We start from the raw sequence: 25833 nt of genomic DNA on the forward strand, positions 1-25833 counted from the left end.
TGACGCCGCTGTTGAAGGAATTAGCCGCAAGCTGTCGAAATAGTAAAATTGACTACATACAGGATGTGATAAAGTGATCGAAATGCACGACATATGGAAGACATACGCAGATGGAACGCATGCTCTTCGTGGAGTTTCCGTTCGAATAGATCGCAACGAATTCGTGTACCTCGTAGGACCTTCCGGAGCCGGCAAGTCTACGTTCATGAAACTTATCTATCGGGAGGAAATACCGACAAAAGGGCAGATTTCGGTCAACGGATTCAACATCGGCAAGCTCAAACCGCGCAAGATTCCTTATGTGAGACGAAATATCGGCGTTATATTTCAAGATTTCCGTTTGTTGCCCAAGCTTACTGTATATGAAAATGTCGCATTTGCGATGGAAGTGATCGAAGCGCCGCGGCGCATTATTAAAAAGCGCACCATGGAAGTGCTGGAGCTCGTAGGTCTAAAGCATAAACACGCCAGCGTGCCATCGCAGCTATCGGGCGGCGAGCAGCAAAGGGTGTCGATTGCCCGGGCAATAGTGAATAATCCGTCGGTTATCGTCGCGGACGAGCCCACGGGCAATCTCGACCCGGAGACCTCGCTGGGGATTATGAATTTGCTGGAAGAGATCAACTTCAGAGGCTCTACGATTGTAATGGCCACGCACAACAGGGATATCGTTAACAGCATGCGTAAACGGGTTATTGCGATTGAAGACGGCAATATCGTTCGGGATGAGGCTAGAGGGGAGTACGGCTATGAAGTTTAGCACGCTCCTGCGCCACTTCAGGGAAGGCGCAAAAAATATTTTGCGTAATGGCTGGATGTCTTTTGCATCGATGAGCTCTATCTTTATCTCTTTGTTTATACTAGGGATTTTCATTTTGCTTGCTGTTAACGTAAATTCCATGGCGGATCAGATCGAGAGCCGGGTACAGATCCGGGTATTCTTGCAGACGACCGTTGAGGAAGCCAAGGTAACGGAGCTGCAGAACAAGATCGGCAACATTCAGGAAGTCAGCAAGGTAACCTTCGTGTCCAAGGAAGATGGCCTGGCGATCTTGCGAGAGTCGATGGGCGAAGAGAACGGCGATTGGCTGGAAGGCTACAATAATGAAAATAATCCGCTGCCGGTATCTTTCACCATAGAAGTGTACGATCCGCAGACCGTTGACGATGTAGCCGCGCAGATCCAGGCAATCAACGATGCGGATGAGACGGGTCCGATCTACCGGATCAAGTACGGCCAAGGAACGGTCGAGATGTTGTTCAAGGTGACGAATGCAGTACGCAATATCGGCTTCGGCATCGTGATTGGTCTGGCTGTTACTGCTATGCTGCTTATCTCCAACACGATCAAGATGACTATTATTAACCGTCGCCGAGAGATTGGAATCATGAAGCTGGTAGGCGCGACGAATGCTTTTATACGTTGGCCTTTCTTCGTCGAAGGAGCGATGATCGGCTTTATAAGCTCGGCTCTGACGACAGGCGCCGTACTGTTTGGCTACAGCAAGATTATCAGTTTGACCCAGTTGGATATGTCGCTCATGTTGATATCGCTAGTGCCGATCAAGGAAATTGGTTGGCTGACCGCCGGGCTGATCCTTGTGATCGGAACTTTGATCGGAATGCTCGGCAGCACCATCTCGATTCGAAAGTACTTGAAAGTGTAGGTGAAGCATGTATATGAGAAAAGCTGGAGCATGGCTGCTCGTAGCAGCGCTGTTAACCGTATTCCTGATCCAACCTTCGGGTAGCGGCGGACAAGTCCAGGCGGCGTCGTTGTCGCAGATCGAAAGGGACATTGCGGCCGCGAACAAACAGATCAAGGAAGCCGAACGAACGGCGGCGAACGCAGCCAAGGATGCGAAGTCGGCGGAATCCCAAAAGCAGAACCTGACGGTTAAGAAAGCGGATCTCCAAAATGAGATCTTGAGCCTGATGAAAGAAATCGACCGAGTTGCCGTCGAGAAGCAGAAGACGCAGGAACAGGTGGACGCGAAGGAAGCCGAGTTGCTGCAAGCCGGCGCTGCTCTCGATGCCGTTCAGGAGAGAATCGTCAAACGCGAAGCGCTTCTGGAGTCTCGCATGCGAGTGATGTATACGGACGGCTTCGTTTCTTATATGGATGTATTATTCAGCTCTAACAGCTTCGGGGATTTTCTGGACCGATTCGATGCGATCCAGACGATTCTGGATTCCGATCGCGAGACGTTGGCAGCGCACAAAAAGGACAAGGAAACCGCCGAACAGCAGAAAGCTTTGATCGAGCAACAATATGCCGATATTCAAGCTTTGTTCCAGGAATTGGAGCTTCAGCAGGTAGACCTTGTCAAGAAGGAATCCGAAAAGGAAGTGCTAATCGCGAGCTATAATGCCAATCTCCAGCAGCTCGATGAGACACTGCATCAATTGGAGGAAATCAGCGAGGAGCAGGAGAAGCTGCTTATGGCGCTAGCCGCCAAGAGGTCGAAGCTCGTAGCGGAGAAGAACCGCATTCAGAATCCTTATTCTGGCGGCAAGCTGGGCATGCCGATCAAACAGGGTTATCGGGTAACGTCGAACTTCGGAACCAGGGTTCATCCTATCTCCGGCAAGAAGCATACCCATACGGGCATCGACTTCGGAGCTCCATCCGGTACGCCGATCTATGCGGCCGAAGGCGGAAGGGTCATTATCTCGCAAGTATGGAGCACCTACGGCAATTGTATCGTCATCGACCACGGCAACGGATTATGGACATTGTACGCCCATATCCGCAACGGCGGCCTGCTGGTTGATGAAGGCGACACAGTGAAGAAAGGCGATAAAATCGCCGAGGTTGGCAGCACGGGTAATTCCACTGGACCGCATCTCCACTTCGAAGTGCGCAAGAACGAAGTGCCAGTCAATCCGGGCGGCTATCTGAAATAATTGACATCATCCATATCTCATCAGTGACAAGCGGCAGCCCTCAAGAGGGCTGCCCTTGTTGTCCATATGACTTTCGAAGAAGCCTCCTGTAAATAATTGTGATCGGCTTGTCATATAATAGTGGGGCCGTCACAAACGGGAAATCGATAAGGTGGTGTACCGGATGTACTTTAAAGGAAGAACCGTAATGACGTTCGTATTGCTGACGATGATCGCATCCGTGCTCGTCACAATGACGATTGCCGATCGGCTTATTATTCCGGATGCAGGGAGCAAGAAGGTCGTCGCGGCGGCCGCGGATGCTGGCGGTGCCCCAGGCTTCAAGAAGGAAGAGCTGGCGAAGCTCAATGCGGTGCTCGAGCTGATCGAGACCAGATATTACGAGAAGGTGGAGCGGGAAGAGCTTCTGGATGGCGCTGTGAGCGGCATGATGGAAGCGCTGGACGATCCGTACTCCGTCTATATGGAGAAGGACGATGCGCTTCACTTCTCCGAATCCATTGAAGGTTCTTTTACGGGCATCGGCGCAGAGGTGACGACCGAAAACGGCAAGATTGTCGTTGTCGCACCGATTAAAGGTTCGCCGGCAGAGAAGTCGGGCCTGCTGGCCAAGGATGTGCTGATCTCCGTTAATGGCGACAGTCTGGCGGGACTTAACCTGCAGCAGGCTGTCGGCAAGATCCGCGGACCGAAGGGAACGAAGGCGAAGCTGCTGGTGCAACGCAGCGGAGTAACGGAGCCGATCCAACTCGTCTTGATTCGGGACGACATCGATGTGGAGACGGTTTATGGGGCGCTGAGACCGGATGGCGTGGGTGTTATCGAGATCCGGCAATTTTCTCTGCACACGGCCAAGCGATTCAAGGAAGAGCTGGCGAAGCTGGAGCAAAGCGGCATGAAGGGGCTTGTCCTGGATGTGCGCAATAATCCGGGCGGCGTATTGCCAATCGTCGTTGAAATATCGCAGCTGCTGATGAAGGAAGGCACGACAGTCGTTCAGGTGGAGGACCGCGACGGCAATCGCGACAAGACGCTGGCCAAAGGCGGCGAGGCAAAGTCTTATCCCATCGCGGTTCTGACAAATAAGGGCAGCGCAAGCGCGTCCGAAATTTTGGCCGGAGCCTTGCAGGAAGCAGCCGGCGCCAAGGTAATCGGCGAGCAGTCGTTCGGCAAGGGGACTGTGCAAGTGAGCTACAACAAGGCTCTCGGCGACGGCAGCCTCGTTAAGATGACGATCGCCAAGTGGTTGACGCCAAACGGAAATTGGATCCATGAGAAAGGCATTACGCCGGATCTTGTCGTGGAGCCGCCGGATCTGTATACGGTGGCCAGAATATCTCTGCAAGAGACGCTGAAGCAAGATACGCTCAGCGAGGCCGTTCGCAGCGCCCAGATTATGCTGCATGGTCTCGGTTATGAGCCTAAGCGCGAGGACGGCTACTTCGGCGATGAGACAGCGAGCGCAGTTCGAAAGTTCCAGAACGATAAAGGACTGCCATCCACAGGCGAGATAGATACCAAGACGGCTCAGAAGCTGGAGCAGGCCGTCATCGAGTGGATTCAAAATAAGGAACATGATGTTCAACTGCTGGAAGCCATTCGGGCGGTAAGCAGGAAATAGCGACGAACGCGTCGAATGGTACAAAGGTCGGTTTCGCGCCAGCGGAGCTGACCTTTTACTTTAGTGCGAGGCGAGGAGTGGAGGAATTGGAGACAGCTCGTGCAATAGCGGACATGCTGGGATCGGCGGCGCTGCAGCTGGCGTCGGGCCCCTTCTTCTATTTGGCTATATTATTTATCATTCTTCAATATTCAAGACAGATGCGGCTAGAGAGGCAGTTGTTCGCGGTCAAGCTTCATGATTGGAAGGGAATGGCCTTGCGGGCGGTCGTCACAGGTTTATTGGTCGGACTGGGACTATCGCTTATATCTGTCTTTATTGGTGCGTCACTCTCCCCATCGGCTGTGCTATGGTTGTGGGGGATCGCTGCGCTTCTTATGCTGGCGCGCATTCGTTATCTGTGCTTCGCGTATAGCGCCGGTGTAGTGACACTGCTGCAATGGATAGCGGGTTTCACATCCTTGGCGGAGCGGGGAGATGGAATCGGAGCGATGGCGTCGTCGTTGGCCCGGATTGACGCGGCAGGCCTGCTGCTGCTAGTCGCGATGCTTCATCTGGCGGAAGCACTGTTAGTCCGTCTGCAAGGCGACAAGCTGTCGACGCCGCTGTTTTTGGAGGGCAAGAGAGGCAAGCTGGTAGGCGGCTATATGCTTCAAGGCTTTTGGCCGGTCCCACTGCTGCTGCTGACTCCGGTATCGGCGGAGACGGGGGCGTCGGCCGCAGCGAGCGCTTCTCTGCCATGGCCGACGTTGTTCGGCGGAACAGGAGCAGAGGGCTGGACGCTCGTGGCATTGCCCATGATTATCGGTTTTACCGAGATGACAAGATCGCTTCTGCCCGCCGCTAAGGCAAGACATGCGGCCAAGGGTCTTCTGCTCTATAGCGTCATCTTGGGCGGCGCGGCATTGGCAGCCTGGTGGCAGTCTGCGCTGCTGCCGATCGCGGCATTATTGTCGATCATCTTGCATGAGGCGCTTGTATGGAGGAGTAAGGCCATGGAGGCGCGCCGTGAGCCTCTCTACGTGCACGATGCGCGCGGTCTTCGCATACTTGGCATTGTCCCGGGAACGCCGGCGGAGGCTATGGGATTGTCGGCAGGGGAAGTGATTTACAAGGTTAACGGAATGCGAGTGTCCACCAAAGAAGATTTGTACGGAGCGCTCGGGGCCAATTCAGCCTTCTGCAAGCTGGAGGTTCTGACGGTAGGCGGCGAACCCAAGTTCGCGCAACGTGCGCGTTACGCAGGCGAGCATCATCAATTGGGCGTTATTCTTGCACCTGATGAACGAGCCAACTTCTATGCGGCAGACGGGGCTTCTTCCTTAATGGAGCTGCTGAGAGGACGCCGGGCATCGAATAAGCGGGGAGGCAAGAAGTCTTCTCCCGTGGGAGCTGTCGGCGGCGAAGAGAAAGTGCAGGTGTGACGGGCGCCGGGAGGCTGACATAATGCTGTTCCGTTAAGACGTAAGGAAAAGACTGAACGCGGACATGAGATGCACGCGAATACGAAAGCGGTGTAAGCCGAAAAAATCGGGTTACAGCTCGATGTGTGGCGCCTTTTGGCGCTGTAGCCCGAAAAAATCGGGTTACAGCTCGATGAGTGGCGCGTTTTGGAGCTGTAGCCCGAAAAAATCGGGTTACAGCTTGGTGAGTGGCGCTTTTTGGAGTTGTAGCCCGAGAAAATCGGGTTACAGCTCGATGAGTGGCGCCTTTTGGCGCTGTAGCCCGAAAGAGGAGACTGTCGATTAACTCTAGAACATGCACAAATAAAAATCCCTAAATATCCATTAAAACCACCCGTTTTCTTCAAATATCTCTAAATAACTCCCTATATCGTGGTATAATAGATTTATATTGAGGGGAGAGAATGACAATGGCAGTCGCGTTCAAACAGTTTGAGCAGCTTTCATTTGCGGATATCGAGGTTTACTCCGTGTTGCCCGAGCATCCGATCTGGAGTAAGGTCGATGAACTCGTGGATTTTAGCTTCGCGGATCGCATTTGTGCTCATCTCTACTCGTCGCGCGGTCCAAAACCCTATGCACCATCCATAAAGTTTAAGCTGCACGTTGTCCAGCGATATTACAACCTTTCGGATCGCGAGATGGAGGAGCGCGTCATTGGCGATCTCTTCATTAAGCGGTTTTTGGGCGTTCCGGTCAGTTTTATGGGGTTCGACCACAGTACGATCGGCCTTGACCGCGACCGGCTGGGTTCGGCATTGTTTGACGCTTGTCATCACCACATTCTCGCACAAGCCAAACAAAAGGGGTTGTGGGGCGACAACAAGGACATTTGGATTGTCGATTCCTTCGTAACGCAAGGGAATGCCGTTTACCGCTCATCCTATCGTCTAATCAAACATGCCTTTGTCCGGGTGCTCAATCATTTGAAACGTGCGTACCGGCAATTGTTTGACCGCGCACTTACCGGGCTTGACTTGCGTCCGTTGACCGCCAAGCTTCCTCCCCATGCGACGCCTGAGGATCTCGCCGTTGCTTTCAGCCAATTGGTTCTAATGGCGTACGAACTGCTGCACTGGTTTGAAAAGGATTCGATTCGCGACTTATTCTGGACATGGTCTTATCCGGAACGACGACTGGTTTCGTTGGAGCACCAGGCCATTCTGTTCCAGATTTTAATGGAGAATGCGTACCCGGAAGACCCGAATGATCCCCATGTACCCTACAAAAAAATAGAGCGTAAAAAACGGCTCAAAGACCGTATTGGCAGCGCAGTCGATCCGGAAAAGCGAAATGGTGCCAAAAGTAAAACCGTACAATTCTTCGGTGACAAGGTACAGGTGGTCATATCAGAAACCAATGGCATCGTGCTCAATGCGGAACCGATTGCAGGCAATGAGCCGGATGGCGAACGTCTGCAGGAACTCGTGAGCGCTGTGATGAAAGAGCATAACGCCAAGCCTGAGTATGTCTTGGGCGATTCTGCGTACGGATACGGCGCGCACCGTAAGGCGTTAACGAAAGAAGGCATGCAACTTGTAGCACCACTAAAATCGGTTGGCGTCAACGCGAAAGGACTCATGTCCAGCGACTTATTCCACTACGATCTCGAAACAGAATCGGTCACCTGCCCCCAAGGTCAAGTAACCACTCAGGCTCACGACATGCGGGGGGAGCTTGGCAAGCAATATATCTTCGCCAAATCGCAATGCAAGAACTGCCCGGTTAGAACGGAATGCACGACGAGCAAAAAGACCGGAAGAACCATTTTCATCAGTGATTACTATGCGGAATTCAAGCAAGCAGAAGTCTTTAATGCGACCGATGAAGGCAAGACTTTACTACAGAAGCGTGCGAACATTGAACGGAAATGTAATGAGATGAAAAACCACAACGGGCTGGGCAGAACGCGATTACGTTCCCGGGAGAAGCGACGTATAGACACAAAAATTGTGGCCGCGGTGACGAATCTGAAGCAAATCGTTAAACATGCGCAGGGTTCGCTTACGCTGAGTTTTCAGCGAAAGCGTGGCTCTGGTCAGCTACGGGCATTTTCCGGTTAAGGGGAGCAAAAGGAACAAAAAACGGGCATGATATGCCCGGATTTGGACGCCACAAGGGGCTAGAAGTAAAAAAATACAAAAAACACGATGCGGGATAGTCTGAGGGTTATTTAATCGACAGTCTCAAAAATCGGGTTACAGCTCGAAGTGTAGCGCCTTTTGGAGCTGTAGGTATAAGGGCAACCTACCCAACCTGAAATAGGGCGGGGATTTTATACTATGTTAAAAAAATGGCGGTACAGGGATCCCCTGCACCGCCATTTTTTTAGTTTTGCCTATTTTTCGTCAAGCGGAATAACCTGCAAGTTTCACTGTATAATCTCTATCTCTTTCTCGAAATGAAACTTGCTGGCGCCATCCTCGCGAGGTGGCGCCAGCTTAAGGTAAAGTGTTGCTCTGCTTAGGACGTTTTGCGGTTGTTTCTAAAGCGCAAGTAGATGCCGATTGCGACGAAGGCTGCACCAAGCAAATAGAGCATCAGATAGCTATCTTGACCTGTCTTGGGCAGCGTACTTACGTCAGGAGTACCCTCGAGTCCTCCTCGAGGAGGCTCCTCGACATCGATGTCGAACCAGAATTCTTCCTCGTTGCCGTCAGCGTCCTTGATGATGACGGAGAATCTGTCTTTGCCCGTGTAACCCTTGTTAGGCGTATAGGTGACTTTACCGTCCGGCGTGATCGTAACGCTGCCGTTCTTAGGCGGCGTACCGGTAGCGGTCGTGCCGCCTTTCGGCACATCGACTTCGACATCGATCGGCGTATCTTCCGGCGTCTTCTCCGTTACGGTCGTCGACGTCGGCGTTGGAGCCGGAGTCGGAGTCGGCATACCTGTACCAGGTGTCGGAGTCGGTGTCGGCGTTCCCGTTCCTGGTGAAGGAGTTGGTGTAGGCGTAATGCCCGGCTCCTCTGTCTCTTCCGGATCCGTCGACGGCGATGGAGATGGCGTTGGCGTCGGGAATACCGGAGGAACGTAATAATAACCTTGGTCGATGGTCATGTCTTGCCATACAGCAGGTCCGACAGGACCAATCTCGATGGCTTCGGTGAATCCATCGAACGTAGGATTGGAATCCAACTCGGCGGAAACGCCAGGTGCCCCTTGCTTAGTAGGGATATAGTAATAAGGTGTTACAAATTGAACGTAATAGTCGCCCGCTACCAGATGGTCGAACAGATAGTAGCCCGGCTTGCTGTCTTTATCGGCAGTAATCGTTGTTGCAAGCAATGTTTTGTTGGAGTCGTAGAGCTTGACGGTTACCCCGTTCATGCCATAACGATCCTCTTCGTCTTGCGTGCCATTGAAATCAGTATCGTACCATACGTAGTTTCCAATTGCGCCCTTGCGGACGATACCGAAGTCAATCGTGTGGTCGATCCAATTTATCGGACGAATTTCAATCTTGTCGGTTCTGTTGCTTGCATTTACCGCATTCGAGTCAAGTTTGTGCGCATCAGGACCCGTTCCTTCTTCGGCAATTGTCACTTCGTGATCGCTGTCCAGCTCGATTTGAACATAATAATCGCCGCTGGTCAGGTTATCGAAGAGATAATAGCCCGGTTTATTGTCAGGACCGCCTGTGACCGTATCGGTTGTGGCATAGATGGTCGTTGTACCGTTTTTGTAGAGGTTGAGCCGGATGCCGTCTACTCCCTGCTCGTTGGCGTCCTGAATGCCGTTGCGGTTCGTATCGAACCAGACGTAGTTGCCGATCTCGCCTTGGGCTACCAGACCGAGGTCAATGGTTTCATTGACCCAAGTTGTGGCGTCGCCAATGTCTATCCGTCTTGTAGTGTGATCGTTTTCGGTGAAATTGGAATCCGTCGATGAATCGCCTTGACCCGTTCTGGTCTTGCTGTATTCTGTCTCGTCAAACTCGAAACGAACATAGTACGTGCCTTCCGGCAAATCCGTGAACATATAGTAGCCCGGCTGTCCATGGCTGTCATTTGCCGTTGTCGTTTCTTTGTAAGGCGCAATGGAAGTGGTGTCTTTATAGAGATAAACCTTGACGCCGTTTATACCATGCTCGGGATCTTCATCTTGCGTACCGTCCCAGTCGCGGTCATGCCAGACATAATCGCCGATTCTGCCTTTGCCAGTCAGACCAAGATCGATCGTCAGATTTTCCCACAACTCGCCGGGCTCTGGTCCTATACGAATCGGATCAACTGTGACTCCAATATCGGCTAAATCAGGGGCTACATCCGCCGTATAAATGCGATTGGAATCCTCATCGGGGCTAACTCCCGATTTTTCCATCTCGGTCAGATCAAAAATATCCGGCACCGTAAACTTGACATAATAATCGTTTTCCAACAGATGTTCGAACAAGTATTTGCCACCATTACTTGTTGTGGTTTCTTCCATATACACATAATCGCCGCTGCTGTCTTTGGTGTACAAGGTAACCGTAATGTTGTCTACACCATAATCACCCGAATCTCCCTGCTTACCATTGTTGTCCTTGTCGAACCAGACATAATCGCCGATTGTGCCGCGTCCGACGAGGCCAAGGTCAATAGTCGGATCCTCCCAGTTGGAAGGAGAAGGGCCAATTACAATATCGTCTGTCCGGTATGGAATGCGTCCGTCTCCAAGTGCCGGTTGCTCAGTGGTGTTATTAGAATCCGCTGCAGAATTGTTATGGTCGTCTCGTGTAGGCTTGTAGCTGCGCGGCACGAGGAATTCGACGACATAGGTACCCTTCAACAGATGTTCAAACCAGTAGTATCCAGTCGTTCCTTCGGTCGGATGAGGCCCAGTTGTCGTCCGTTCAACTTCCGTACCGTTATTATCATACAGAATCACTTCAATGCCATCGATGCCTCGCTCTGTGCTATCTTGCACACCGTCACGATTTCTATCGAGCCATACGTAATCTCCGATGGCGCCTTGGGCGACGAGTCCGAGGTCAATGGTCAGATCTTCAAACTTGTTATGTGCATCACGTTCAAGTTTAATGACACCTGTTCTTGTACTATTGTCCGATTCAGGTAGATTTGAATCGACCTCAGGTTGCCCCGCTACATTGCGAGTCTTCTTGTAGCTATCTGGAATTTCAAATTCCACCTCGTAATCTCCAGGTTCCAGTCCATCGAACAGATAGTACCCCGGATTGCCCAGGCCGGTGCTATCAGCTGTAGTGGTCGTTCTGATAAAAGTTGGATCCCCGACTTTGTACAGCTTGACCGTAATACCGTTAATGCCGGATTCCGGGCCGTCGTTCTGCACGCCGTCGCGATTACGGTCCAGCCAAACATAGTTGCCGATTCTACCGCTGTTTGCTACATTCTCCCAAGATACTAATTGTTCAGTGGTCGAATTGATAATAATTTCCCGTTTGGTCGTATCGAGTTTGTAGCCATTAGGCGCGGTTACTTCTTCGATTTCGTACACATCGAATGGCAGATTGGTGAAGGTCACTACGCCAAACTTATCTGTGGTTGCTGCCGGAATATCTGCATTTCCGTATTTCGGCTTAATTTTAAAAACTGCGCCTTCAAGCTTCACGTCATTGTCGTCCTTGGCCTGCTTGACCAACTTGACGCTGCCTTTGTAGGCTGCGTTGTTTGGGAATGAGAAGCCGGAAGCTGAGCTTTTATTCACATTAAATGTGTGCTGAGACGTCGTGCTTTCGATCGTGGATCCCCAGCCGCTCATTTTGTATTGATTGGTCGTGCTGTTATTTACGTTTTCCGAGAGAAGAGCATTATAAACCAGCCTATAGGCCGCTTCGCCAGGATTCGCGATCGTCAATTTGAAGCCGTTAGACGTGCCGTCGAGCGGTTCCACGGTGTAATCCGTCCCCTTTACTAGCGGTGCTGACGGGCTTGCGGTAAAATGGCTGTTCTGCGTCGGATTCGAGATATTGGGCACCATTTTGTGCAGCGTGAATGAAGTCGGAACGATTGTCTGATATTGATCAGGCGTGTCCTCTACGACAATTTCATTCAGCTTGGACAAACTGCGGTTAATCCACAACGTCCATTCTGCCAATCGCAAAGCCGTGTTATCCGGCTGCCTGAAGCTTTTGACGATAAAATCGTTACCGAAATTCGGTGATACACTTGCGTTCAAAGTGGCGCGATAGTTGTTGCTGCTGCTCCTGAATTCGGCCGTATTGTTAATCGTTTTCGGTACAATTTCACCGTTCAGCTCCGTCTTGAACGTAACCAGATGCGGGCCGGTTATGCTCCCCGCAAAGGTGATCGTAACGACTGGATTTGGGCCAGACGTGTTGTAGCTAACCGTGTAGTTGGCAGGCTCAACTAACGTTGCGGCATCAGTCAATGTGCCGGTTCCATCGCTGCCAATCGTTTGTCGTTTAATAACTACCGTGCCCGGTACCAGTTCCTGACCGTTCAGCAGCGTATCAGTAAGTGTGGCGCCGCTGACCGTCTCGTTATGGTAGTTAAACATGACGTTCCACAAAATAGTCTTATCGCGCGCGTCATAAGTGCCGTTTTTATAGCCGTTATGTTGTGTATAGGCGTTTAGATCCGGCGTAGCCGAATCTGTTTGGCTGCCGGCTCCGAGATACCGGGTCGTTCCGGTCGCCTTGTCGACGATTTGGCCCCACGAGAAAACGCCTGTGTTTTTAAACTGGTAGTTGCTAGGTGACCATTTCGGATTGGTACCCGAAGCAGCCGGATACGAATCGTAGTCAAACGTTGTCTTATAGGTAATCGTATGTTCTTTGTCGAACAAGTAGCTGTCGGAGAAGACGATGTTGAAACCTTCTTCCAATCCATCGACCGTCCGCTTTGTTAGGGTGTAGGTTGATGAACCTGGGACCAGAGCTGCGCCGCCCTTGGGCGTAACAGTAAGCGTGGCGTCCTGCAGGGATAAACCACGAGAGTCAAACGTATCGACAAGTGTTACCTTTGTGGTGCCATCCTCTTCAAAGCGATATTCGTTTTTGTTAAGTACAATTGTCCAAGTGATTTCCTTGTTGCTATAATCGGTAACTCTGCCCGTCTTATCGATAATTCTTTGCAAATAGTTTACCGAATCGCTGCCTGATTTCCCTGGATCCGTACTGGAGGTAAACGAGTTGCTTTTTGTTTCATCGGAAACGACGGGAACAGTGATTTTTGCCTTGGTTTTATATACAATTTTGTAGGCATTGCCTACCGTGCCATTAAGCGTCAGCTTGAAGCTGTCGCGTTGGCCGGTTGTCGGAACTGGATAGGTCGTAGGGGCGAGGCTATATTGGTCTGCGCCGGCGCCTTCCGTCAAAGCTGTGCCAATCGTCGACCCGGCTGTTCCATCGGCGTTGACTTGAACCTTTTCGACAGTCAGAGATCCTGCTACGAATTCATGCCCGGCCGGCAAAATATCGGTAAGCACCGGATTCGTATGCGTAAGTTCGCCAAAGTTGAAATTAAGCGTCCAGGTTACGGTATGATCCTGATCCGCTAAATAATTGTCGGCTGACTTCCGCAGCAGAGGTCCCCGTTTTATATCGGTGTATGCGCTGCTCGTGGCTTTAACAGTAGTGCCGTCCAGCAACTGCACATTATTGGTTTGTCTTTTGGCTGCCTCTGTAATGTCGGCGGTACTCTTGACATTGGTGCTGAATTTGATGCGGTAGGCGGCGTTTGTCGGTCCGCCAAAAACTATGCTGAACTGTCCTGCAACGCTTGTGTCTACAGAATAAGTAGTGGGGCCAGGCGTCAGCGCCGCCAACTCCGTTACTTGTCCGGCCATGTTGATCTGGAGCGGATGGACGGTGAGTGTTGTGGCGTCAAGTTCCACGTCGGTCGGCAGCGTATCCCGGACAATGAAATTTGCAATATCGGCCATAGCGCGGTTGGCATCGATCTCCCAATCAATGCGGGATGTGTTAACCGTCCGGTCAACGCCGACGAACCTTTTCTCAATGTTAGGCGTCACGGTTCCCGTGTTAACGGGCAGATCAAAGGTAACGGATCCCGTTGCGCTGTACGGAATGCGGATTTCGATTTCTTTATTTTCGATGACTGTTGTTTCTTCCAGCCATGCATTAACCTGGAGTCCGCCGTAAGTTTGTCGCTCGAGTAACGGCGTGGCGGATTGATCCTTAAACTGGATCGTTACTTTTTTGGTGTTTTTGTCGACCGTAAAGCTGCCCGCGGCGCCAAGCGTGCCGCTTTCGTCGTTCTCCAGCTTGAGTGCCGGAGGAAGATCGAACACATAGGTGCCGCCTTCCGCGGCCACGTCGTCACCGATTTTCCATTCGTAAGCAAGCGTGAACGGATAGTTGGGTGCGCCAATCGCCGCATTCAACACGCCGGAATAGCTTGGAGAGGTGCTGCCATTCTTGACGGATACAAGCAGGGAAGAACACTCGACCGGAGGAGCGGCTGGCGGGCTTGCTGGATCCGTAGCAGTAGCATCGAAGCATGCCAGCAGCTCCGACTGAGAGAAAGACTGGCCTTGCAGTAGCAGGACCTGCTTGATAACGTCGTCAGGCACTGTTGCAGCAGCCGTATACTGTGTATTACCGCCCAGTTGAAGCGTCTGGAACAGCACCAGAAAAGCCAGAACAATGCCAAACATGTTTTTTCTAGCAAAAGGTGTTTTTCTCAATTTTAATCGTGAAGCTCTCACACTATCATTCCTTTCAAACCTGGTTCAATGTTGGCCTAAATGTATAAAGTTGATTAGGGCGGTTCATGAAAACAAAAAAACAATCTCTAATGTATATGTATTTTTGCGGCTCCTTTCCCGATAAATATAGTGATCGTATCTGACTGGGTCATTGGTAGCATAATTACACTCATAGTAGCGTATAGAACTCGACAATTTCTGAACATTTTGTCGGACATTTAGGAACCGTGTCGGGATAATTAATATATTTGGGATTCAAATACAACAACTTTTTGTCCTTACAGACGTAAGTATAGCTAGCGAGTTCGTGCGGATGTTCAAGAATGGGGAATTGGGGTGCTTCGAATGAGATTGCTGCTGGTGGACGACGAAAGACTGGCGCTTATACTACTGGAGAAGGAGCTTCGCTCCGTGGCAGAGAAGTCGGGCGTCCCCGTCGAAATCGTGGCGCTTCAATCACCGGGGAGCGTCATGGCGGAGGCGGAAAAGTGGCGTCCAGACGTGGTGTTCCTGGACATTCACATGCCGGAAATATCGGGTCTGCAAATCGCGGAGATGCTTCAGGAACGTCGTCCGGAGATCATGGTCGTTTTTATGACCGCTTTCGACAGCTATGCCCTGGAGGCTTTCGAGCTAAGCGCTATCGATTACGTGCTCAAGCCGCTGGTACGGGACCGTCTCGAGAAGACTTTTAAACGAATCGTGGTCAGGAGAGAGGTACCGGACATAGAAGAGCTTCCGGAGCAGGATACCAAAAGCCACGTCATTCTGTGTTCGGGCACGCTGCTGGTGCAATCGGGCATCGGAGAGCCGGAGCTGCCAAAGTGGCGTACGGCCAAGGCGCAGGAGCTGTTCGCTTATCTCTTGCTTCGAAGAGGCGCTACCGTGCACAAATCGACGATTCTGGAGCTGCTTTTCCCCGAGCTCGGGATGAAGCCGGCGATGGCCCGGCTTTATACGGCTATCTATCAAATCAGGCAATGCATGGCTCTGATGGGCCTCGATATTACGATTCAGAATATAAGCATGCAAGAAGCGTACATTCTGCGAGTAGGGGAAAATGTGACGATCGAGAACGAACGGTGGGAGCAGGAGCTTCTCGCCGCATCCGAGCATGAGCCGCCCCTCTATAATAGGATCGAAGAGCTGCTTGTTGATTACGATGGCGGATACTTGCGCGATCACGATTACGTGTGGGCGGAGGGGGAACAAGCACGGCTCAGCGGTCTTTGGATGAGCCACGCACGCAAGCTGGCAGCCTACCTGGAGACGCAAGGGAGAGAGGACGAGGCGCTCAAGCTGTATGTCAGGCTGCAAGAGATGGACCCGTACCAGGAGTCGGACGGGCTAGCCATTCTAAAGCTCTACGAGCGTCTGGGGCAGTACGATAAGATAATAGGTTATACTACGCAGCTTGAGAATTTGTTTATGGAAGAGCTGGGACTGCCTTTGCCGCCTTCCATTGCTTCATGGCGGGAAGAACGGGGGCTGCGCTCATAGGCAGCTGTATAGTAGGATCGAGTAGACGGGGAATTCGCGGATGATGCGATTCCCCATTTTCACATTGCATCTGATAAGCTGAAACGATATAATCAATGAGAACACACATTCTTATCTATGAACGTCAATCACTATGTTGAGATGAACTTAATTTGACTATACTGTATACATTCAGCATTCAGAGACGGACGGGAGGAGGAAGCGGTTATGGAGTCAGTTCCGCAAGAAAAGGTATTCCAGCTTAAATCCGAATATACGCCGCAGGGCGATCAGCCGGGCGCCATCAAGGCGATTGTTGACGGAGTCATCGCCGGCAAGCGCCATCAGACGCTGCTGGGCGCGACGGGTACAGGCAAGACCTATACGATTGCGAACGCCATCGCAGAGTTGAACCGGCCTACGCTGGTCATCGCGCACAACAAGACGCTTGCCGCGCAATTATGCAGCGAGTTCAAGAGTTTCTTCCCCGATAATGCGGTAGAATACTTCGTCAGTTACTACGATTATTACCAGCCCGAAGCCTACATCCCTTCGACGGACACGTTCATTGAGAAGGACTCCAGCATCAACGACGAGATCGATAAGCTGCGGCACTCCGCGACAAGCGCATTGTTCGATCGAAGAGACGTCATCATCGTAGCAAGCGTATCGTGCATCTACGGCTTGGGTTCGCCGTCGGAATACGGCAGCCTCGTGCTGTCTCTGAGAGTAGGGATGGAGAAGCCGCGCGATGCCATTTTGCGCAAGCTCGTTGATATCCAATACAATCGGAACGATATTAGCTTTACGCGGGGAACTTTCCGTGTTCGGGGCGATATTGTCGAGATCTTCCCCGTGGCGAATAACGAACGAGCCATCCGGGTGGAGCTGTTTGGCGACGAGATCGAGCGGATCTCCGAAATCGACGTGTTGACCGGAGAAATCGTCGGGGAGAGGGACCATGTCGCGATCTTTCCGGCCTCCCACTTCGTTACGCACGAGGAGACGATGAAGGTAGCGCTTGTAAACATCGAGCGCGAGCTGGAGGAGAGACTCGCGGAGCTGCGCGAAGCGGGCAAGCTGCTGGAAGCACAGCGGCTGGAGCAGCGTACGCGTTATGATCTGGAGATGATGGCGGAGATGGGATTCTGCTCCGGCATTGAGAACTATTCCGGCCCCCTAACATTCCGCGAAAGAGGATCGACGCCGTACACATTGCTGGATTATTTCCCGGACGACTTCCTAGTCGTGATCGACGAATCCCATGTATCGCTGCCGCAAATCAGGGCGATGTTCAACGGAGACAAGGCGCGCAAGGAAATGCTCGTAAACCATGGCTTCAGGCTCCCCTCCGCCATGGACAACCGGCCGCTCCGATTCGAGGAGTTCGAAGGAAAAGCGAAGCAGCTCGTCTACGTTTCCGCGACGCCGGGGCCATACGAGCTTGAGCATTGTCCAACCATGATCGAGCAGATTATCCGTCCTACCGGCCTTGTGGATCCTATTATCGACCTGCGGCCGACGAAGGGGCAGATCGACGATTTGCTGCATGAGGCACGCGAACGAATCGCAAGAGACGAGCGCGTTCTCGTCACGACGCTCACGAAAAAGATGGCCGAGGATCTGACCGATTATTTGAAGGAAGTCGGCATTAAGGTACGATATCTGCATTCCGACATCAAAACGCTGGAGCGGCTGGCGATTCTTCGCGACTTGCGACTAGGTGTCTTCCATGTGCTCGTGGGCATCAACCTGCTCCGGGAAGGTTTGGATCTTCCGGAGGTTTCGTTGGTCACGATTCTGGACGCGGACAAGGAAGGGTTCCTGCGCTCCGACCGTTCGCTCATTCAGACCATCGGACGGGCAGCGAGGAACAGTGAAGGCCGCGTCATTATGTATGCCGATAAGGTGACGGATTCCATGGACCGAGCGATTAAGGAGACGGAACGGCGGCGCGCTATTCAGGTAGCCTATAATGAGAAACATGGCATTGAACCGCAGACGATCCGCAAGCGGGTGCATGACGTCATCGAAGCGACGAAGGTTGCCGAGCAGAAGGCGGAGTATTTGACGGGCGCGGATTCCGGCAAGATGACGAAGAAGGAACGCGAGAAGCTGATCCAGCGTCTGGAAGCAGAGATGAAGGAAGCGGCGAAGAGCCTGCAATTCGAGCGGGCTGCAGAGCTTCGGGATGCGCTGCTTGAGCTGCGCGCCGAGAATGGGTAGTAGGAGGAGAAAACAATGGCAAGCGATAAGATCGTCGTAAAGGGCGCTCGAGCCCATAACCTGAAAAATATAGATGTGACCATCCCCCGCGACAAATTTGTCGTGCTCACGGGACTGAGCGGTTCCGGCAAGTCCTCGCTGGCCTTCGATACCATCTACGCGGAGGGTCAACGCCGTTACGTGGAGTCGCTGAGCGCGTATGCCAGACAATTCCTGGGACAGATGGAGAAGCCGGATGTCGATTCCATCGACGGTCTGTCGCCTGCCATCTCCATTGACCAGAAGACGACGAGCCGCAACCCTCGTTCAACGGTAGGTACAGTAACGGAGATTTACGATTACCTCCGTCTGTTGTTTGCCCGGGTAGGCCGGCCGCATTGTCCGGAGCATGGCATCGAGATTACATCGCAGACGATCCAGCAGATGGTGGATCGGATTATGGAATATCCCGAGCGGACGAAGCTGCAGATTATGGCTCCTGTCGTATCCGGCCGCAAGGGCGAGCATAGCAAGCTGCTTGCCGATATCCAGAAGCAGGGCTACGTCCGTGTACGCGTGAACGGAGAACTTAGAGAGCTAAGCGAGAAGATCGAGCTGGAGAAAAACAAAAAACACAATATCGAAGTCATCATCGACCGGATCGTAGTGAAGCCGGATATCCACGCTCGACTGGCTGATTCGTTGGAGACGGCGCTTAAGCTGGCGGAAGGACGGGTGCTGGTAGATGTCATGGACCAGGAAGAGCTTCTGTTCAGCTCCAATCTCGCCTGTCCCGAATGCGGGTTCAGTATTGACGAGCTGGCGCCGCGCATGTTTTCGTTCAATAGTCCCTTCGGGGCTTGTCCGGAATGCGACGGTCTCGGCGCCAAGATGATCGTGGATCCCGATCTGCTTGTGCCGGACAACACCAAGACCATCGAAGAAGGCGCCTTTCTGGCCTGGGCGGGGAGCACCTCGAATTATTATCCGCAATTTCTGAGCGCCGTGTGCGTCCACTACGGCATTCCTCAAAACGTTCCGCTGTCGGAGATTTCGGCGGAGCAGATGAAGAAGCTGCTGTACGGAACGGGCGGGGAGAAGGTGCGGTTCCTCTACGAAAATGATTTTGGACATCGCAAAGAAGCCTTCGTCCCGTTCGAAGGTATCGTCAACAATCTCGAGCGGCGTTATCGGGACACGGCATCCGAGATGATGCGCGAGCATATCCAGAATTATATGAGCGCCAAGCCTTGCGGCGGATGCAAGGGCCAGCGCCTGCGCAAAGAGAGTCTGGCCGTTACGATCGGCAGCGAGAATATTGCCTTCGTTACGTCTCTTTCGATCGGAGAAGCGAAGCGTTACTTCGACTCCCTGGATCTGACAAAGAAGGAGCAGACGATCGCTCATCTTATTCTCAAGGAAATCAACAGCCGACTTGGCTTCCTCGTAAATGTAGGTCTGGAATATTTGACGCTCAGCCGCGCGGCGGGAACTCTGTCCGGCGGCGAAGCGCAGCGGATTCGGTTGGCCACCCAGATTGGCTCCAGTCTGATGGGCGTCCTCTACATTCTGGATGAACCAAGCATCGGCTTGCATCAGCGGGATAATGATCGTCTCATCGAAACGCTGGAGCATATGCGCAATATCGGCAATACGCTTATCGTCGTGGAGCATGACGAAGATACGATGATGGCGGCCGACTATATTATCGACATCGGCCCTGGAGCGGGCATTCACGGGGGACAAGTCATCTCCCAAGGGACGCCGCAGGAAGTTATGGCCGACGAGAACTCGCTGACGGGACAATACTTGAGCGGACGCAAGTTTATCGAGGTGCCGCTGACACGGCGCGCCACAGGCGAGAAGTGGCTGGAGGTCCGCGGCGCGAAGGAGAACAATCTGCGCGGCGTCAACGTCAAGATTCCGCTCGGCGTTTTCACGGCGGTAACTGGCGTATCGGGCTCAGGCAAGTCGACCTTCGTTAACGAGATTCTGTATAAGACGCTTGCCCGCGACTTGAACAAAGCGAAGGTTCGCCCCGGCCAGTACAAGGAAATGCGCGGCATTGAGCACTTGGAGAAGGTCATCGACATCGACCAGTCTCCGATCGGACGTACTCCGCGTTCCAATCCGGCTACGTATACGGGCGTCTTCGATGATATCCGCGATCTCTATTCCAACACGAACGAGTCGAAGGTCAGAGGCTACAAGAAAGGCCGCTTCAGCTTCAACGTCAAGGGCGGCCGTTGCGAAGCCTGCCGCGGCGACGGCATTATCAAGATCGAGATGCATTTTTTGCCGGATGTCTATGTGCCTTGCGAGATTTGCAAAGGCAAGCGCTATAACCGAGAGACGCTCGAGGTTAAATACAAGGGCAAAAACATTGCCGAAGTGCTGGAGATGACGATTGAGGATTCCTGCACGTTTTTCGAAAACCTGCCGCGCATTCATCGCAAGGTAAAGACGCTGCTGGATGTTGGCTTGGGCTACATGACGTTAGGACAACCCGCAACGACGTTGTCGGGCGGCGAAGCGCAACGCGTTAAGCTGGCGGCCGAGCTGTACCGCCGCAGTACGGGGACGACGCTGTACATTCTCGACGAGCCGACAACGGGACTTCATGCACATGATATCGACCGTCTGCTGACCGTGCTTCATCGTCTAGTGGACGCCGGCGAATCCGTCTTGGTTATCGAACATAATCTTGATGTCATTAAGACGGCGGATTATCTGATTGATCTGGGGCCGGAGGGCGGCAACGGAGGCGGTACGATTGTCGCTACGGGATCGCCGGAGCAAGTCGTCAAGGTAGAGGGATCCTATACAGGCCGTTATTTGAAGCCGATTCTGGAGCGCGACAGAGGACGGACGGAAGAGCGGAAACGCAGCCTTCAGCAGGTAGGAGCAGGCGCGCAAGAATAATCCGTGTCAAATCGTGACAAACTTGTTACGAATGTGATTTCGGACTTGCAACGTAAGCGTCTAGAGGCTAACATAGACTAAGATTAGGTTACGTGTGACTTGGAGGAGGTCCCCCTATGTTGTTCCTAGCAGAAGAAGCTACAAAAACAAGCGCGATTGACCCGTTCGATTGGTTTATGCTTGCTTTTACGGTCATTATTGCAATCGGCTTTGTGCGGCTCATTATGGCGCGTCCAAGGAAAAACCTGTTTGCTATTGGCTTCACGACCGTAGCGCTCGGTTTGTTCCTGTTCATCGACTATGTGATGATCTTTAAGGTTTGGCTGGCGTAGAGGCCTTTGAAACAAGAAGCGGTCTGTCGAGTGATCTCGGCAGGCCGCTTTTTTTAAATAGTAGGAGTGAAGGTTTCCTCCCGATTTGACTTATCTATGAGGCCAAAAAAACGGCTCCTCTGGCGCGAAGCCCGAGGAGCCGTTTCTTATAAAAATAGGAAAGCATATCATTTCGCCAAACAAGGCGTTACGAGCGGATTAAACCCACCACATCTCGCCCAGCGGTTCGCGGATGAGGACTTGCTGCAGGTTGGCGACGGCTTTCGTGAAGCCCTCGTCTACGGACATCAGGCCGTCTTCGTGCTCGATGCTGACGACGTAGTCGTAGCCCACGAGGCGAAGCGCGCTGATGATATCTGCCCATACTTTAAGGTCATGACCGAAGCCGACTGTACGGAACTGCCATGCGCGGTCAAGCATAAGCGAATACGACTGCATGTCCGTTACGCCATGACGGTTTACGTTGATTGGATCGATCGTCGTGTCCTTCGCATGGAAGTGATGGATCGCGCCGGCGCGGCCAAGAATATGGACGGCTTGTACCGGATCGATGCCCTGCCACCACATATGGCTTGGGTCAAGGTTAGCGCCGATCGCGTTGCCTGCCGCTTCGCGAAGACGAAGCAAGGTAGCCGGGCTGTGAACGGAGAAGCCGCCATGCAGCTCCAGGCCGATTTTTACGCCGGCTTTTTCGGCGATACCGCCGATTTCGGACCAGTAAGGAATAACTTTCTCTTCCCACTGCCACTTCAGAATATCCTGGAAGTCGTTTGGCCAAGGAGCAACCGGCCAGTTCGGATATTTGGCATCCTCATGGTCGCCCGGGCAGCCGGAGAATGTATTTACCACTTCAACTTCCAGACGGTTCGCAAGCTCGATCGTCTTGCGGATGACGGCGTCGTCCGGAGCGGCAAGCGCCTTTTGCGGGTGAAGCGGATTAGCATGGCAGCTGAGTGCGCTGATCATCAGACCGCGTGATTCGACTGCTTGTTTAAACGCTTTCAGCTTTCCTGCATCTGCAAGCAGTGTGTCCGGATCGCAATGCGCATTGCCGGGATATCCGCCCGTGCCGATCTCGATCGCGTCGAGACCTTTCGAGGCGATGTAGTCGAGTGCTTCTTCGAATGGCTTCTGAGCGAACAGTACGCTGAATACGCCTAATTTCATCCTTCATATACCTCCCGAATCCAGTAGATGGATTGTTTTCATAACCGCCATTAGTATACCACTTTCCTTGCGGATAGACATGTGGGAAATTGCATTTTAGACAAAATCGCATAATAAATAGGCAAAAGAGGAACGAGCTTGGCGCAGTTGGCAGTAATGTACGCTGGAATACGACCTCATCGTTTGATAAACTAGGGGAAGCGAATACGAGAGAGAAGCTATTAATGAGAAACGCGTGAAGAGTCTTTAAGTGCGAGTTCAAAAAGTTCGATGACTTTTTGAACAACCTCTTTTAGGCCGCGCCGAGAGGAATTTGGTACACATGTTGACAACGCAATTAACAAGATCGGATATAGAACTGCTGGCTCCGGCCGGCGATTGGGAATGCATGCGGGCGGCGGTAGCGAACGGAGCCGACGCGATCTTTTTCGGCGTGGAGAAGTTTAACGCGCGTGCCCGCGCCAACAACTTTCGCAGCGAGGAGCTGCCAGAGATTATGGCCTTTCTCCATACGTATGGGGTGAAGGGTTTCCTTACCTTTAACATCCTTGTGTTCGAGGATGAGCTTAGAGATGCGCAGAAGCTGATCGAGATGTGTATCGACGCAGGCGTGGATGCGGTTATCGTGCAGGATTTGGGACTCGTCAAGCTCATTCGCGAGCTTTCTCCGGATTTTCCGATTCATGGCTCGACGCAGATGACAATCACTTCGCCAGAGGCGGTGGAATTTACGAAGCCGTTTGATCTGGAGCGAGTGGTTCTGGGTCGGGAGAACAACTTGAAGCAGATCAAAAAGATCGGTGAACAGGCCAAGCTGCCGATGGAAGTATTCGTGCACGGAGCGCTCTGCGTATCTTACTCCGGACAGTGCCTGACTTCGGAGATGTGGGGCGGTCGTTCCGCGAACCGTGGCGAATGCGCGCAGGCGTGCCGCTTGCCCTACGATCTCATGGTGGATGGAGAGCATAAGCCGATGGGCGATATCGCCTACCTGTTGTCGCCGAAGGATCTTGCGGCAATCGATCTCGTGCCGGAGCTGATCGAGGCGGGCGTTACATCGTTCAAGATTGAGGGCCGCCTCAAGAGTCCGGAATATGTAGCCAACGTCGTCAGCAAATATCGCAAGGCGATCGACAACTACTTCGACGGCAATATGGAGAAACCGTCCAAGGAGGACGTTCGAGAGCTGCAGCAAAGCTTCTCGCGCGGATTTACGCATGGCTTCCTGGACGGGACGAACAACAAGCAGCTCGTCGAAGGGACATTCCCTAAGAGCCGGGGCGTATATCTCGGCCGCGTGGAACGGATCATGCGAGACGCGGTGACGGTTCGTCTGGAAGCTCCGCTCAAGCGCGGCGACGGCATCGTATTCGATGCCGGCGATCCCACGAAGAAGGAAGAAGGCGGGCGCGTTTACGACGTCAGGCGCCAAGGCGTAAAGCTGGAGGCGGAAGCTGCCGAAGGAACGCTTATCGAGATCGTGCCGGGACGCAACGACGTAGATTTGCGCAAGGTTCATGTGGGGGATCGGGTCTGGAAGACCAGCGATCCCGCGCTCGACAAGCGGCTGCGCGCCACGTTCGAGACGGATAAGCCGTATCGCGTTTTCCCGCTGCACGTGCGCGTAACGGGAGCGCTTGGCGAGCCGCTTCGCACGTTCTGGACGGATGTACAGAAAGGAACGACCGTTGAAGTTGCCTCCGAGCTGATGCTGGAGCAAGCGCAGAAGCGTCCCATGGATGCGGCGCTGCTCGAGGATCAATTGGGCAGGCTGGGCGGAACGGTCTTCCAACTGGACGAGCTGGAGGTTTATCTGCAGGGAGACCTGATCGTGCCGGTGCGTGAGCTCAACCGGATGCGCCGCGAAGCGGTGGAGCTTCTGGCGGGAGAACGGCCGAAGCCTCCGGTATACGTCAAGCATACGGTTGATTCGTTCTCCGACGCGGCCAGCAACGGCACGGCGCGTCGGGATGCCGTTCGCAGCGGCAAGTCGGCCAAACTGACGGCGTTGTGTCGCAGCCTGGAGCAAGTGGAAGCGGCGATTGAGGCGAATGTCTCGTACATTTATGCCGACTTCGAATTCATTAAGCAGTTCCCGGCTGCCGTGGAAGCTGCTCGCCGCGCGGGCGTACCGATCGCGCTCGCGACTCCGCGTATTCATATGCCCGGGGAGAACGGCTATCATGCCAATATCCTGAAGCTGAAGCCGGACGCCGTCCTTGTACGCAACACGGGCGCTCTCTATTACTATTTGAAGGCGAAGATGGAGCATCCGGACGCTTCGTTCCCTAAGCTGATCGGCGATTTCTCGCTGAACGTGGCGAATCACAAAGCCGTAAACCTGTTCGCCGAAGCGGGCGTCGATCTCATCACGCCATCTTATGACCTCAACATCCAGCAGATGGTCGACCTGTTGGAGCGTTCCGACACGTCTAAGCTGGAGGTCGTCATCCATCAGCATCTGCCGATGTTCCATACGGAGCATTGCGTCTACTGCACCTTCATGAGCGAAGGCACGGACTTCACGAACTGCGGACGTCCATGCGAGGAGCATCGCGCTTCCTTGCAAGACCGGATCGGCATGTCCCACCCCGTCCGCGTCGACGAAGGCTGCCGCAACACGGTGTATAACGCCATCGAGCAGTCCGGGGCGGAGTACATCCGCAACTTCCTGGAGCTAGGCGTGGACCACTTCCGCGTAGAGTTCCTGGAAGAGACGGGCGACAAAGTCGGCGAGGTGCTCTCGCTCTACCGCGACGCGCTGGACGGCCGCATAAGCGGCACGCAAGTATGGCGCAGTCTGAAAGCGACAAACCAGTTGGGCGTGACGCGCGGACAGTTGGTGAAATAGAGTCGTAAGGATACGGGGCTGTCCCAAAATGTTCGAATAGGGGAACGTTCCAATTTATGCGCAAAAGGACCTCGAATTCCACTGCAAAGTGGGGAACGAGGTCCTTTTTCTTGAAAAAAAACGACTTGAAGCGAGGCTCGAATAATCACAAATTGGCCTATTCCATGCAACCTGAAGGCATGTTGACCGCATCGTATACGGTAGAGAAGTGCGACAGGTGATATTTATCAT

General features: G+C 52.9%; 13 protein-coding genes. 11 read left to right on the forward strand and 2 right to left on the reverse strand.

The genetic code is table 11. The annotated features are described in order from the left end of the window. Positions 1-73 precede the first annotated feature (73 nt). From ftsE to KJW29_RS29835, 6 genes are all read left to right on the forward strand, one after another. Positions 74-760 (forward strand): cell division ATP-binding protein FtsE, encoded by a 687-nt coding sequence (gene ftsE / locus KJW29_RS29810; RefSeq protein WP_087569396.1) that lies wholly within the window; start codon positions 74-76, stop codon positions 758-760. After that, positions 750-1667, forward strand: a complete 918-nt coding sequence (gene ftsX / locus KJW29_RS29815; protein ID WP_214627355.1) for a permease-like cell division protein FtsX — start codon at positions 750-752, stop codon at positions 1665-1667. Before ftsE ends, ftsX begins: the two co-directional genes overlap by 11 nt. Positions 1668-1680: 13 nt before the next feature. Next, positions 1681-2907, forward strand: coding sequence for a murein hydrolase activator EnvC family protein (locus KJW29_RS29820; RefSeq protein WP_246608439.1), 1227 nt, complete (start codon positions 1681-1683; stop codon positions 2905-2907). Between the two features lie 187 nt (positions 2908-3094). Further along, a complete protein-coding gene (locus KJW29_RS29825) occupies positions 3095-4528 on the forward strand; it encodes a S41 family peptidase (RefSeq protein ID WP_246608440.1) in 1434 nt (477 codons plus the stop codon). Positions 4529-4614: 86 nt separating this feature from the next. After that, the gene (locus tag KJW29_RS29830) at positions 4615-5952 is read left to right on the forward strand and encodes a PDZ domain-containing protein (RefSeq protein WP_214627358.1); all 1338 of its coding nucleotides are present in this window, start codon (positions 4615-4617) and stop codon (positions 5950-5952) included. A 449-nt stretch (positions 5953-6401) separates the two neighbouring features. Then, the gene (locus KJW29_RS29835; RefSeq protein WP_214627264.1) at positions 6402-8054 is read left to right on the forward strand and encodes a transposase; all 1653 of its coding nucleotides are present in this window, start codon (positions 6402-6404) and stop codon (positions 8052-8054) included. A gap of 400 nt (positions 8055-8454) precedes the next feature. Here KJW29_RS29835 and KJW29_RS29840 read toward each other — a convergent pair whose 3' ends face one another. Next, a complete protein-coding gene (locus KJW29_RS29840; RefSeq protein WP_214627359.1) occupies positions 8455-14595 on the reverse strand; it encodes an SdrD B-like domain-containing protein in 6141 nt (2046 codons plus the stop codon). A gap of 396 nt (positions 14596-14991) precedes the next feature. Between KJW29_RS29840 and KJW29_RS29845 the strand changes: the two genes are divergently transcribed. The 4 genes from KJW29_RS29845 to KJW29_RS29860 all read left to right on the forward strand — a co-directional run bounded on the left by KJW29_RS29845 (position 14992) and on the right by KJW29_RS29860 (position 21584). Further along, positions 14992-16146, forward strand: coding sequence for a response regulator (locus KJW29_RS29845; protein ID WP_214627360.1), 1155 nt, complete (start codon positions 14992-14994; stop codon positions 16144-16146). Between the two features lie 207 nt (positions 16147-16353). Further along, positions 16354-18351, forward strand: a complete 1998-nt coding sequence (uvrB, locus tag KJW29_RS29850) for an excinuclease ABC subunit UvrB (protein ID WP_214627361.1) — start codon at positions 16354-16356, stop codon at positions 18349-18351. A gap of 15 nt (positions 18352-18366) precedes the next feature. Further along, on the forward strand, positions 18367-21252 hold the full coding sequence (gene uvrA / locus KJW29_RS29855; protein WP_108993169.1) for an excinuclease ABC subunit UvrA: 2886 nt from the start codon (positions 18367-18369) through the stop codon (positions 21250-21252). A gap of 116 nt (positions 21253-21368) precedes the next feature. Then, positions 21369-21584: a hypothetical protein gene (locus KJW29_RS29860; protein ID WP_087569385.1), complete on the forward strand. Its 216-nt coding sequence runs from the start codon at positions 21369-21371 to the stop codon at positions 21582-21584. Positions 21585-21782: 198 nt separating this feature from the next. On the opposite strand, the gene KJW29_RS29865 is transcribed toward KJW29_RS29860, so the two are convergent. Continuing rightward, on the reverse strand, positions 21783-22751 hold the full coding sequence (locus tag KJW29_RS29865; RefSeq protein ID WP_087569384.1) for a sugar phosphate isomerase/epimerase family protein: 969 nt from the start codon (positions 22749-22751) through the stop codon (positions 21783-21785). Between the two features lie 322 nt (positions 22752-23073). Between KJW29_RS29865 and KJW29_RS29870 the strand changes: the two genes are divergently transcribed. Beyond that, complete coding sequence (locus tag KJW29_RS29870; RefSeq protein ID WP_214627362.1) at positions 23074-25602, forward strand: U32 family peptidase; 2529 nt, start codon at positions 23074-23076, stop codon at positions 25600-25602. The last annotated feature ends 231 nt before the right edge of the window (positions 25603-25833 follow it).

It is taken from the genome of Paenibacillus agaridevorans (assembly GCF_018604145.1).
GTDB lineage: Bacteria > Bacillota > Bacilli > Paenibacillales > Paenibacillaceae > Pristimantibacillus > Pristimantibacillus agaridevorans.

Bases quoted from the DNA above. Each gene is read 5' to 3' on its own strand.
- uvrA (WP_108993169.1), top strand. From the start codon at position 18,367: ATGGCAAGCGATAAGATCGTCGTAAAGGGCGCTCGAGCCCATAACCTG.
- KJW29_RS29870 (WP_214627362.1), top strand. From the start codon at position 23,074: ATGTTGACAACGCAATTAACAAGATCGGATATAGAACTGCTGGCTCCG.
- KJW29_RS29860 (WP_087569385.1), top strand. From the start codon at position 21,369: ATGTTGTTCCTAGCAGAAGAAGCTACAAAAACAAGCGCGATTGACCCG.
- KJW29_RS29865 (WP_087569384.1), bottom strand. From the start codon at position 22,751: ATGAAATTAGGCGTATTCAGCGTACTGTTCGCTCAGAAGCCATTCGAA.
- KJW29_RS29820 (WP_246608439.1), top strand. From the start codon at position 1,681: ATGAGAAAAGCTGGAGCATGGCTGCTCGTAGCAGCGCTGTTAACCGTA.
- KJW29_RS29835 (WP_214627264.1), top strand. From the start codon at position 6,402: ATGGCAGTCGCGTTCAAACAGTTTGAGCAGCTTTCATTTGCGGATATC.
- KJW29_RS29825 (WP_246608440.1), top strand. From the start codon at position 3,095: ATGACGTTCGTATTGCTGACGATGATCGCATCCGTGCTCGTCACAATG.
- KJW29_RS29840 (WP_214627359.1), bottom strand. From the start codon at position 14,595: ATGTTTGGCATTGTTCTGGCTTTTCTGGTGCTGTTCCAGACGCTTCAA.
- KJW29_RS29845 (WP_214627360.1), top strand. From the start codon at position 14,992: ATGAGATTGCTGCTGGTGGACGACGAAAGACTGGCGCTTATACTACTG.
- ftsX (WP_214627355.1), top strand. From the start codon at position 750: ATGAAGTTTAGCACGCTCCTGCGCCACTTCAGGGAAGGCGCAAAAAAT.
- uvrB (WP_214627361.1), top strand. From the start codon at position 16,354: ATGGAGTCAGTTCCGCAAGAAAAGGTATTCCAGCTTAAATCCGAATAT.